At 30.9% G+C, this 12786-nt stretch carries 10 protein-coding genes and 1 rRNA gene; 4 read left to right on the top strand and 7 right to left on the bottom strand.

What is annotated here, in order from left to right; translation table 11 throughout:
• Nucleotides 1-35: 35 nt before the first annotated feature.
• On the bottom strand, nucleotides 36-782 hold the full coding sequence (locus tag E4J94_RS13295; RefSeq protein WP_221411294.1) for a dienelactone hydrolase family protein: 747 nt from the start codon (nucleotides 780-782) through the stop codon (nucleotides 36-38).
• 80 nt (nucleotides 783-862) lie between these two features.
• On the opposite strand from E4J94_RS13295, the gene E4J94_RS13300 reads away from it, so the two are divergent.
• Entirely contained in the window at nucleotides 863-1279 is a 417-nt protein-coding gene (locus E4J94_RS13300) for a putative signal transducing protein (protein ID WP_135836284.1), read from the top strand.
• Nucleotides 1280-1337: 58 nt separating this feature from the next.
• Here the strand turns inward: E4J94_RS13300 and E4J94_RS13305 are convergent, their stop codons facing one another.
• The 3 genes from E4J94_RS13305 to E4J94_RS13315 form a co-directional block, all read right to left on the bottom strand.
• Nucleotides 1338-2336, bottom strand: coding sequence for a beta-ketoacyl-ACP synthase III (locus E4J94_RS13305; RefSeq protein ID WP_135836285.1), 999 nt, complete (start codon nucleotides 2334-2336; stop codon nucleotides 1338-1340).
• Between the two features lie 176 nt (nucleotides 2337-2512).
• Complete coding sequence (locus tag E4J94_RS13310; protein ID WP_135836286.1) at nucleotides 2513-3406, bottom strand: helix-turn-helix domain-containing protein; 894 nt, start codon at nucleotides 3404-3406, stop codon at nucleotides 2513-2515.
• A 100-nt stretch (nucleotides 3407-3506) separates the two neighbouring features.
• A complete protein-coding gene (locus E4J94_RS13315; RefSeq protein WP_135836287.1) occupies nucleotides 3507-4433 on the bottom strand; it encodes a 2-hydroxyacid dehydrogenase in 927 nt (308 codons plus the stop codon).
• A 140-nt stretch (nucleotides 4434-4573) separates the two neighbouring features.
• Here E4J94_RS13315 and E4J94_RS13320 point away from each other — a divergent pair, with 140 nt between their 5' ends.
• The gene (locus tag E4J94_RS13320) at nucleotides 4574-6601 is read left to right on the top strand and encodes a M3 family metallopeptidase (RefSeq protein WP_135836288.1); all 2028 of its coding nucleotides are present in this window, start codon (nucleotides 4574-4576) and stop codon (nucleotides 6599-6601) included.
• A gap of 55 nt (nucleotides 6602-6656) precedes the next feature.
• Here E4J94_RS13320 and E4J94_RS13325 read toward each other — a convergent pair whose 3' ends face one another.
• Together E4J94_RS13325 and E4J94_RS13330 are read right to left on the bottom strand one after the other, a co-directional pair.
• A complete protein-coding gene (locus tag E4J94_RS13325; RefSeq protein ID WP_135836289.1) occupies nucleotides 6657-8000 on the bottom strand; it encodes an ammonium transporter in 1344 nt (447 codons plus the stop codon).
• 215 nt (nucleotides 8001-8215) lie between these two features.
• Complete coding sequence (locus E4J94_RS13330) at nucleotides 8216-8740, bottom strand: GNAT family N-acetyltransferase (RefSeq protein WP_135836290.1); 525 nt, start codon at nucleotides 8738-8740, stop codon at nucleotides 8216-8218.
• A 100-nt stretch (nucleotides 8741-8840) separates the two neighbouring features.
• On the opposite strand from E4J94_RS13330, the gene E4J94_RS13335 reads away from it, so the two are divergent.
• Nucleotides 8841-11423 carry a flippase-like domain-containing protein gene (locus tag E4J94_RS13335; protein ID WP_135836291.1) on the top strand — a complete coding sequence of 861 codons (2583 nt, stop codon included), beginning with the start codon at nucleotides 8841-8843 and terminating at the stop codon, nucleotides 11421-11423.
• Nucleotides 11413-12117, top strand: a complete 705-nt coding sequence (locus tag E4J94_RS13340; RefSeq protein ID WP_135836292.1) for an AcvB/VirJ family lysyl-phosphatidylglycerol hydrolase — start codon at nucleotides 11413-11415, stop codon at nucleotides 12115-12117. The genes E4J94_RS13335 and E4J94_RS13340 overlap by 11 nt, the downstream gene beginning before the upstream one ends.
• 542 nt (nucleotides 12118-12659) lie before the next feature.
• On the opposite strand, the gene rrf is transcribed toward E4J94_RS13340, so the two are convergent.
• Nucleotides 12660-12768, bottom strand: a 5S ribosomal RNA gene (gene rrf / locus E4J94_RS13345).
• Nucleotides 12769-12786: the final 18 nt, after the last annotated feature.

Raw genomic sequence — 12786 nt, forward strand, 5'->3', positions numbered from 1 at the left:
TTAAATTATCAAGTATACTTGCTAAGTAACAACAATTATTTCAATACTTCTTTCAAAAACAATAATGTATGTTGCCAAGCTCTATCTGCCATTACTTTATTGTAATCAGGTGATTCTGGATTGGTAAATGTATGTTTTGAATTTGCGTAAGTAATCATTTGCCAATCTGTTTTTCCATCGTTCATTTCAATTACTAAATTCGAAATATCTTCGAATTTTACAGATTCATCTTCAGCAGGATGTTCAATCAAAATTTTCGTTTTAAGAGGAATATTTTTTCGAGCCAAATCTTTTGCTAATCCACCATGAATAGAAACAACACCCATAATAGGTAATTGTGCACGAGCAGCTTCTAATGCGCCTGTTCCTCCAAAACAATAACCAATTACAGCAATTTTACTTGGATCTGCACCAGCCTTGATTAATTCTTTCAACGCTAAATCAATTCTTTTTTGATAAGCTATATAATCAGACTTATATTTTCCTGCTACTTTAGCCGCTTCCGCATTATCTTTCGGATTGTTTCCTTCTCCATAAATATCTGCAACAAACGCAATATAACCTTCTTTTGCTAAATCTATTGCGGCTTGTCTTGCTTCGTTATCAGCTCCTTTCCAAGCGGGTAAAATCAAAACTCCTGGACTTTTCTTTGTTGTATTATCGGTTACTAAACCATTCAATTTTTGTGAGCCATCTTTATAAGCAACTTGCTTTAGATTTTGTGCATGTGTCGTATTCATCATCAATACAATTAAAAATAAACATTGAATTACATTTTTCATCTTCTAAAAAATTTAAGACATTAAGATAAAAAGAACTAATTTTATATCGGATATTGAATTGAATATTTAACACAATTAGCATGGAACTTATTACAATAAAAACATTTGAAAGCCCTATTGAAGCACATATTTTACGTTCGAAATTAGAAAGTGAACAAATTGATGCTTTTGTTTTTGATGAACATTCGGTTGGTATGAATCAGTTTTTATCGAATGCAATTGGTGGTGTGAAAGTAAAAATTAAGAAAGAAGATACTGATCGTGCTATGAAAGTTCTGGACGAAATTGATGCTTCAAATTATACCAATGATTTAGATGAAATTCTTGTCTGCCCAAAATGTGGAAGTAATGAATATTACAGTAATTACAAGTCGATGAAAGGTGGAAAAGGCTTACTTTCTTTATTATCTTCTATCATATTTTGGGTCTACCCTATTTACTACAAAAACGTGTTCAAATGCAAGAAGTGTGGTGAAGAATTTAATGGTTTACAATAAAAAAAGAACGACAATTTCTTGCCGTTCTTTATGAACAAAAATATATGATTTTTATTGATTAAATTGTCCAACGCAATAAGCTTGCTCCCCAAGAGAAACCTGCTCCAAAGGCTGTCAACATCAATAAATCTCCTTTCTTTAATTTTGATGTATTCTCCCAAATACACAACGGAATTGTCGCTGCAATTGTGTTTCCATAATTCTCAATATTAATTAAAGTTTTACCTTCTTCAATATTAATTTCATTACCAACAGCATCAATAATTCGTTTATTTGCTTGATGCGGAACCAACCAATTTACATCTTTTACAGAAAAATCGTTGCGTTTCAAAACATTGACACACGTATCACTCATTGATTGAATTGCATTTTTGAATACAATTTTCCCATCTTGTCTAATGTAACGTTTCTCATCAACCAACAACTGTGAACTCGCTGGATATAAAGAACCACCTCCTTTTATATTCAAGAATTCTTTTCCAGCTCCATTACTCTGTAACAAAGCATCCAAAATTCCTTCTTCATTTGTAGGCTCTAACCAAACCACTCCAGCTCCGTCTCCAAATAAAATATTTGTCGAACGATCTTTGATGTCTACATACGCACTGATTTTATCAGCACCAATTATCAAAACATTTTTGTAACGTCTACTTTCAATCAACGAAGCACCCATGTCCAACGCATATAAAAAACCAGAACAAGCTGCATTCATATCAAATGCCCAAACATTCTCTATTCCTAACTTTTCGCATACAATATTTGCTGTAGCAGGCATCAACATATCTGGTGTAGAAGTCGCAACAATCAACGCATCAACATCTTTGATGTCTTTTTTGTATGTATCAATTAAATTCTGAATTGCACTAACCGCCATATCAGAAGTCGCTAAACCTTCCTCTAAAATACGACGTTCTTTAATTCCTGTTCTTTTTACAATCCATTCATCAGAAGTGTCTGTAATCTTTTCTAAATCGGAATTAGTTCGTTTATTTTCTGGCACATAACCACCGATTGCTGAAATATGTGCAAATATTTTTTTTGTAAAATCTACCACCATAAAATTCTTTTCATTCAAATTTCATGTATCGATTATCTCCTAAAAGACGCATCAATAAAAATTTGAGCAACAAAGGTCTATCCAATTTAACAAATTAGTTAGCGAAATAAACGTAATAATATGTCAAAAAGACGTTTTTAGAAAACTTTCACATTTACATTGATTTACATCAATTATTAGTTAGAAGCGATGAAAGTTGTAGGTGAAACACCTGCATAATTTTTGAAAAATTTACTAAAAACGGAAGTGTCTATAAAATTTAATTCTGTCACAACATCAGAAACACTATATTTTGGGTTCTTTAGCAAGACTTTTGCCTCTAATACAATGGCTTCGGCAATGATTTGTTTAGGTGATTTATTAAAGACTTCGACAATAATTTTGGTTAAATGCTTACGACTAATAAACATTTCATCTGCATAAAACTGTACATTACGCTGACGACGAAAATGAGTTGAAACTAAATACAAAAACTGTTTAGCTAATTCCTCCTTTCTGACTTCTTTCGTTGTACTTTTCGCCATTACAGCTTGGTTGTAGTAATTTCCCATCTCGTACATCAAGACCGAAAAATGATGTAAAACCAAATCTTTTGCAAAGATATTTTCGTTCTTGATTGTATATTTACTAATCTTGTTCAAATTGTAGCGCATATCGCGTACAATCTTTTTATCTAAAGAAATAATCTTGGGATATTTAGACGACAAAAACTCTACTAAATTATTGGATTTCACGTGAAAACCAGCTTCAATAATCAAATCTGAATCAATGAATATTGCTTGAACAGCAAAATCAACCGAGTGTTCTATAATCTCGAACAACTGACCTGGAAGAACCACAATAATATCATCACGTTTGATTAACGTTGGTTCTAAATTCACCGTGATTTCACATGTTCCTGCTGTAATTAAAATCAACCCAAGCGACGTAAACTTATAAGGTTTTCGTTTTACAAAATAATAATTGTTTTCAGGACCTACATCAAAGATTGCTAACCTACGATCAGTTGCTTCTTCTTTGTAAGTTCTTAAAATATTATCAATTGAATAAAGTTGAATATAATCACTCATTTTAGCTTTTATTTTTTCGAATACAATGTTAAAAGATTTTTTTGACAAGTAAAAACATAGATGCGTCTTTTTAACAAAAACTTACGTCGTTTTGGTATATCTAATATCCCCTTTCTAATGAAACTTCATTCAATAAAGTCTCGTTATTTTTCATTCTATTGTAGTTATCTGCAACTTGTTTTAGAGCTGTTGTTGCGTTTGTAACACTCGCAATATGAGGCGTTACATAAACATTTTCATTCGTCCAAAAAGGGTGATTTTCAGGTAAAGGTTCTTCTACAAAAACATCTAAATAAGCCTCTTTTATTTGTTTTTCTTCGATTGCAATTAATAAATCCTTTTCGACCAAATGTGCTCCACGACCAACATTAACCAAAACTGTATGAGCTGAACATTGTGCAAAAAAGTCTTTGTTCAAAATACCTTCTGTATCATCTGTCAAAGGCAAAATATTGACAATAAAATTAGTATTAGAAATCGCAGCATTCAAGCCTTCTTTTCCTGCAAAAGATTCTACTCCATTTATATTTTTTGGCGAATTCGACCAACCTTTGACTTGAAAACCTAAAGCAATAAATTGCTCCGCTACTAACTTTCCGATTTCACCTAATCCTAAAACAGTAATAGTTGTTTCCTTGATACTTTGATAAGTAGTAGGTTTCCACTCTTTACGAACTTGATCTTTATAATACGTCAACAGATTTTTCATTGAAGTCATAACACAAGCCAAAACATGTTCAAACATTTCTTGCTTCAAAGCAGGATCAACAATACGTGTCACTTTTATTGAATCTGGAATTTTGGTATGTAACAAATGGTCAATCCCTGCTCCAACTGATTGCACAACTTTTAGATTTGGAAATTCAGCCACATAATTTTTGTGCGGTTTCCAAGTTGCAATAAATTCTACATCATCTGGATTTGAGATATTTGGATAAACTTCAACTTTCGTATCTGGCAACAATTCTTGTAAATTTCTTTGCCATTCTTCTGTTGGTTTTTGGTTGAATATTAAGGCTACACTCATAATTGATTACTTTTAAAACAAATGTAAATAACTCTAAATTAATCACACATTAAATTTGACGATTTGTCAGATTTCTTACATTTGGATTAGAATTTGAGAGAGTTTAAACAAATATATTTTAACTAAAAAATACACTATAAATGGCAAATCCATTATTAGAAAAATTTGAAACACCTTTTGAAAGTGCTCCTTTTTCTAAAATAAAAAATGAAGATTACAAACCTGCTTTTATCCAAGCAATTGAAGAAGCAAAAGCAGAAATAGAGGCAATTACTGCGAATCCTGAAGCGCCAACTTTTGCAAATACAATTGAAGCAATGGAACTTTCTGGTGAAAAATTAGGACGAATTTCTTCTATTTTCTTCAACCTTAATTCTGCTGAAACGAATGATGAAATTCAAGAAATTGCACAAGAAGTTTCGCCTTTATTATCTGAATTTGGAAATGATGTTCGCTTAAATCAAGATTTATTTGAACGAATTAAAGTCGTTTATAATCAAAAGGAATCGTTGAGTTTAACCGATGAACAAGCTTATTTATTAGAAAAAAAATACAAAGGTTTTTCGAGAAATGGTGCAAATCTAAACGAAGAAGACAAAAATAAATTACGCGAAATAGACAAACAACTTTCGATGCTATCGTTGCAATTTGGACAAAATGTTTTAGCTGAAACTAATGCATATGAATTGATTATTACAGATGAAAATGATTTGAAAGGTTTGCCTCAATATGTTATTGATCAAGCAAAGGCTGATGCAGAACAAAAAAATCACGAAGGTTGGTTGATTACGTTGCAAGCGCCAAGCTATATTCCGTTTATGCAATATGCAGAAAACCGTGAATTAAGAGAAAAATTGTTTAGAGCAAATGGAGTAAAAGCCTATCAAAATAATGAATTTAACAACGAAGAAAATGTGAAAAACATTGTAAAACTTCGTCACGAACGTGCTAAAATATTAGGTTATAAAACGCATGCTGATTATGTTTTGGAAGAACGTATGGCTAAAACACCTACGACTGTTTTAGATTTCTTGAATGATTTATTAACGAAAGCAAAACCATTTGCAGAAAAAGAAATTAAGGAATTAACTGCATTTGCAAAAGGAACTGATGGGATTGAAACATTGCTACGTTGGGATCATGCGTATTATGCTGAAAAATTAAAACAGAAAAAATTCAGTCTTTCTGACGAAGAATTGAAACCTTATTTTCAGTTAGAAAATGTGATTCAAGGCGCTTTTGATGTGGCAACAAAATTGTATGGAATTACGTTTAAAGAAATTCACAACATAGATAAATATAACGATGAAGTAACAACTTATGAAGTTCTAGATAAAAATGGTGCGTTCTTAAGTTTATTGTATGCAGACTTTTTCCCGCGTGCAGGAAAACGCCCTGGTGCTTGGATGACAAGTTATAGAGAAGCTTCTAATGTGAATGGAAATACCAAACGTCCGCACATTTCGATTGTTTGTAATTTTACAAAACCAACGAAAGACACGCCATCATTATTGACATTTCAGGAAGTGACAACATTATTCCACGAATTTGGACATGCGCTACACGGAATGTTACCAAATACAACGTACGAAAGTCTTTCTGGAACAAATGTTTATTGGGATTTTGTTGAATTACCTTCTCAATTTTACGAAAACTTCTGTTACGAACCAGAAGCTTTAAAATTATTTGCAAAACATTATCAAACAGGAGAAATTATTCCGCAAGAATTAATTGAAAAAGTAAAAGCTTCTTCAAGTTTTATGGAAGGTTATCAAACTGTTCGTCAATTGAGTTTTGGATTATTGGATATGGCTTATCATGCGAATGATTTGGCTGAAATTAATGATTTACAACAATTTGAAAAAGAAACGTTCAAACAAACAGAGTTATATCCAGAAATTGATAAAAATATGATGAGTACATCCTTCTCACATATTTTTCAAGGTGGATATTCATCTGGTTATTATTCATATAAATGGGCCGAAGTTTTGGATGCAGATGCCTTTGCATTTTTCCAAGAAACTGGAATTTTCAATCCAGAAACAGCTCAAAAATTCTATAAACTTTTATCATCTGGAGGAACAGTAGAACCGATGAAACTGTACGAAGAATTTAGAGGTCATAAACCAACAGTAGATGCTTTATTGAAGCGTGCTGGATTAGTATAAATTGAAAATCCGACTACTAAAAGTAGTCGGATTTTTTTATAATATCATTGTTTAATTAATGTAAACTTTCCTCATGTTGCGACAAATCTAAGCCTTCGAGCTCAGCTCTATCACTCACGCGTAAGTGAATCATTTTATTCGTAATATAAAATAAAGCAATCGCACCGAAAAAAGTAAATAACGAAACAAGCAACAAAGCAATCATATGATGTGCTAACACATGCATCCCTCCATGTAATAAGCTTGCATTTTCTCCATGTGCAAAAATAGCTGTCAAAATCATTCCCATGATTCCTCCGACTCCATGACATGCAAAAACATCTAGAGTATCATCAACTCGTTTTAATACTTTCCAATGAACCATTACATTTGAGACAATAGCGGTTATAAAGCCAAAAAATATACTTTCAGGAATTGTAACAAACCCACAAGCTGGAGTGATTGCTACTAATCCAACTACAGCCCCTATACACGCTCCCATAGCAGAAACGCTACGACCATTAATTCTATCAAAAAGTATCCATGTCATCATTCCTGAAGCAGAAGCAATTGTTGTTGTTCCGAAAGCTAAAGCTGCTGTGGCATTTGCTCCCAAAGCTGAACCAGCATTGAAACCAAACCATCCGAACCATAACATTCCTGTTCCAAGCATAACAAATGGAATATTTGCAGGTTTGTGTTCTCTGTTTTTACGTTTACCTATCACCAAAGCTCCTGCCAATGCTGCAAATCCTGCACTCATATGAACAACAGTTCCTCCAGCAAAATCTTTTACTCCAAAATATTTATTCAATAAACCTTCTGGATGCCAAACCATGTGACAAAGCGGTGTGTATATGATTAAACTAAATAAAATCATAAATAACAAATATGAAATAAAACGCACTCTTTCGGCAAAAGAACCTGTTACAAGCGCTGGTGTAATGACTGCAAATTTCATTTGAAACAATGCAAATAGAACAAATGGAATTGTAGATGCCATGTCTTTGTGTGGAAATGCTCCAACATGATTAAAAAATGGATAACTTAAAGGATTACCAATAATTCCGTAATGTTCTCCATTTATTGTAAAGCCGATTGATTCACCAAAAGATAATGAAAACCCAACTACAATCCACAAAATAGAAATCACTCCTAAGGCAATAAAACTTTGTAACATGGTAGAAATAACATTTCGTTTCCCTACCATTCCTCCATAAAAAAATGATAAACCTGGCGTCATCAATAACACCAATCCTGTAGCTGCTAAAATCCAGGAGACATCTGAATTTACAATATTTTCTTCGCTAAGGAATTCTCCTGTATTTGGAATATTCACAACTGGTTTCCAAAATAATCCAGCTAAGGCAACTAGTGTTATAATTGCAAAAGCTACTTTCCATTTTAATCCAACTTTCATAAGTTTTTAATTTTAACCCTATCAAAATTAGATTATTTTTTAATAAAATCATTTATTTTTAATTACACCCTGTAAAGATTAGGGGTCAAAGTATTAATTTTACATTTTAAACATAATTACCCTATACAAATTCATAAAAAAAGATTCCAAAAAAGGAATCTTTTTATCAATTTGATTATTTAGTTTTTTTAATATTTTAAAACTAAAATATTAGATTATGTTAAACGCAGAATGATTTTATGAAAAGCTTTTCTAGGACTTCCATCAAAATAAACTTCACCACAATAGTGATAACCTAACTTTTCAAAAACACGCAACATTCCAATATTATCAAAGTTAGTATCAACTTTTATATTCTGTATTTTCTTTGTAATTGCTATTTTTTCAATCTCATCCATCGCCCAAGTTCCCAAACCTTTTATCTTAATATCTTGCGCAATAGCCAATCGATGAATCACAATATATGGATCATCATTCAGCCATTTTCCTTCAATTGCTGTATAAGCAGGTTCTATTTCATCAATAATTGCAATATATCCAATGATTAGATTATCAACATTCTCTATTATATAACCAAAACCATTTGAAATATCATTTTTTACAACATCTAGATTTGGATAACCATTTTGCCATTGATCACTTCCCTCCTCTTTTCTTTTCTGAATTGCTTGTTGCAAAATTTCCCAAATTCTATCCGCATCACTCAAATTTGCTTGACGTAAATTTAATTCAGTCGCCATATCTTATTTTTATTTTCAATATAAGAGATTTTTAAGCAAATCATAAGTTTTGATATTTAATTTTTTAATAAATTGAAGTGATAAAACTAATTATCCCAATATGAAGTTTCCAAAAGCTATAAAACACATAAAAATCCCTTGGCAACAGGTTTTAGCGGTACTTATCTTACTACTTGCATTTGTATTTTTTAGAAGCGAACGTAAAGAAATGATGCTGATAATCCCAAGTATTAAAAGCGCAAAACCTATTTGGTTATTAATCGGTTTTGGAATTACACTTCTCTATATTTTCTTACAAGCTGCAATGTATATCACAAGTTTTAAAACTCTTGGATTATCTCTTAAGTTTTGGGATGCTGTCAATTTATTTCTCAAACGAAATTTTATTAGTGTTTTTCTACCAGCGGGAGGAATTAGTTCATTGGCTTATTTACCCAAGCATATCAAAAAACAACAACTTGAAACAAATAAAGTCATTCAAGCGAGTTCCATTTATGGTTTTATTGGATTATTAACGGTTTTCATCATTGGTGTTCCCATCATTATTTATAGTATTTACGTCAACAAATATTTTAATGATTCGTGGATATCATTGGTTATTTTGGGCTTAATTTTAATTCTAGTTTATTTCATTTATAACTCATTCAAAACCAAAAATAAATTCTATCAAATTATAGAAAATAAATTCCCAAAGGTTACGGAAGAAATCAATCCAATTTTTGAAACTTCTTTAGACAGAAAAAATATTAATCTCACAATTTTAATATCAATAATCATTGAAATTACAGGAATTTTACACGTTTACATTGCAATGTTAGCTTTAGGTGTTCAACCTACTTTTGATGCAGCAGCTTTGGCTTATACGATTTCTGTTTTATTGATGATTATTTCACCATTTTTGAGAGGTTTGGGTGCAGTAGAATTTACGATGGTATATATTTTAACGCAATTCGGTTATTCTCATAATCAAAGTTTAGCTACAACTTTATTGTACCGCGTTTTCGAATTTTGGTTACCTCTAGGTTTTGGATGTTTAAGTTTTATGTGGCGCGGAAGAAAACTATTTGCACGAATTTTTCCTGCTGTTTTGATTTTTACATTAGGAATGATAAATATTATTTCAGTTATCACTCCCCCTCTTGCAGAACGTTTACATTTTGAAAAGTTGTATTTACCGACTGAATTGATGCATCTTTCAAAATTAATGATTCTATTTATCGGAATTGCTTTATTGATTACATCATCTTATCTCATCAAAGGATTAAAATCAGCTTGGATTTTTGCCTTAATATTCTCTATACTTTCATTCTTCGGAAATATATTAAAAGCATTAGATTACGAAGAAGCTGGATTTGCATTTTTGTCAATTGTAATGTTAATTTATAGTAGAAATCAATATCCATTGAAAACAAATCTAAAACGATTAAGACAAGGTTTTTCTATTTTCTTACTTGCTTTTTTTGCTATATTTATTTTTAATGTTTTAAGTTTTTATTACATTGATAAAAGACACTTTGGTATTGATTTCTCTTGGTATCAAGCTTTTTATTATACTTTCCAAAACTTCTTATTGTTTAGTGAAAATAACTTAGTTCCGAGAACAACCTTTGCTAAAGATTTCAAAGATATCAATATTTTTTTTGGATTTAGTTCTTGGATACTATTGATTTTAACATTTTTTAGAGCTAAAAATTATAACACAAAAGACATTCAGAATTATAAAGAAGCAGAAGAAATTGTCGAAAAATATGGTACTTCAGCATTAGATTATTTTAAACTAATGAATGATAAAACACTTTATTTTTCTTCAAACATTGATGGTTTTCTTGCATATAAAATAGGTTTAAATTTCGCAATTGTTTTGGATAATGTTGTTTGCGATACAAAATATAAATCAGATTTAATTTCAGAATTCGAAAACTATTGTAAAACAAAAGGTTTAAAAACTGCTTATTATCGAGTTTCTGAAGATGATTTAATTGATTTCAAAAGTTTTAAAAAACAACATTTATTAATCGGTCAAGAAGGAATTATTGAGGTTGATTCATTTAATCTTCAAGGAAAAGAACGTAAGTCGATGCGAAATGCATTAAATACTTTAGAGAAAAAAGGATTTAAAACTGAAGTTATTTTACCTCCATTGATAGAAGATTTTTTAAATGAAATTGAATCTGTTTCAAATGAATGGTTAAAAGAATTTGATAAAAGAGAGATTGTATTTGCTGAAGGCAAATTTGAACGTGAAACATTAAAAAATCAACCCATTATTACGTTAAAAAATAAAGAAAATAAAGTGGTTACATTTCTTAATGTTATTCCAGATTACACAAAAGATGAAATGACTTACGATTTATTTCGAAGAACTATCGATTCTCCAAATGGTAGTATGGATGCGGTGATAATTGCATTAATTAATCATGCCAAAGACAATAAAAAAAAATACATCAATATTGGTTTAACACCTTTAGCTGGTTTAGATAAACCGAACAATGTTGCCGAGCAGTTAATGAAATTTGCTTATCAGCGGATTGGAACGTTTAAACAATATCAAACGATGCGTGATTTTAAAGAAAAATATGCTAATTATTGGAGCAATAAATATATAGTTTACGGAAATGATGTAGAACTTATTCAACTTCCGCAAGCGCTAAGTAAAGTAATGAAACCTGAAGATGAAAACTAAAAACTTTATACTATTTGGGTTAATTATTATCACAGTTGGTTTGTACATCGTGCGTACAAAAGGAGACGATGTGGATATTAAAGATCCATTGCCTCTTAAAGTTTGGGAGCATAAAAACAATACAAAACCAATTTTATTTTATTTAAGTGGTGATGCTGGATTGGGACCTTTTTCACAATCAATATGTAATAATCTTCATCAGAAAGGCTATGATATCTATGCTTTAAATTCTAAAGTTTATTTTTGGAATGAAAGAGATCCTAAAAAAACGGCTGAAATAATAGCTCAATTTTTAGAAAAAAAAATCGAACATAACCAAAATCAAGAAGTTGTATTTATAGGCTATTCTTTTGGAGCTGATGCTATTCCATTTATTATTAATCAACTTCCAACAAAAACTAAAGAAAGAATTCATCAACTTATTCTTTTAGATCCTTACGAAACAGCTGATCTTGAAATTCACTATAAAAATTTAATTTTTGAAAATGTAAGTGGCGAATGGAATACTATTCCGGAAATCAACCGTCTTCCTAAGTTGCATTTATCTATTATTTTAAGTAATTACGGAATAAACTATCCTTACAAAAAAATCAATTTAACCAATAAAAATATTATTTATTTAGGTGGTAATCATCACTTTAATCGTAACTATAAAAAAGTAACTGAAACAATTTTAAAACAAATTGATTCTTAAAATTATGACGTTCATCTTTTATTATCCGTTTCAATCATTTATAGAAGAAGAAGTTATAATCAAACGACTTCTAAAAAGATAAACACTACCCAACACACTCAATTGTGCTTTCGAGCAGAAATACAAAATAAACCATTGTTTTACTCCTAAGCGCATCGGACAATCATCGCATGCCCATCCGTTAACTCGCCGATGCCCTTTGAACAACTCACCGATGCCCTTCCGTGAACTAATCTATACCCGTAACCTTCTAAACAAGTAAGTTCTGAGAATTATAAAGGAAGCTTGCTTTTTCTTAATAAAAAGCTTCTCGTTGACTGATAGGAAGCTTTTTATTCTGAGAGTATAAGATGTTCAATACTTAATACTTAATACTTAATACTTAATACTTAATACTTAATACTTAATACTTAATACTTAATACTTAATACTTAATACTTAATACTTAATACTTAATACTTAATACTTAATACTTAATACATTGTACAAAAAAGTATAAACACAAAAAAGCCTCAAGTTGTTCACTTGAGGCTTTTAATAAAAACTGGCGACGACCTACTCTCCCGTAAGTAACAGTACCATCGGCGCAGGCAGGCTTAACTTCTCTGTTCGGAATGGGAAGAGGTGAGCCCTGCAGCTATAGTCACCCTAATATTTTTAAATAGGTTT

The sequence above is a fragment of the Empedobacter tilapiae genome (assembly GCF_004785645.1).
Classification (GTDB): domain Bacteria; phylum Bacteroidota; class Bacteroidia; order Flavobacteriales; family Weeksellaceae; genus Empedobacter; species Empedobacter tilapiae.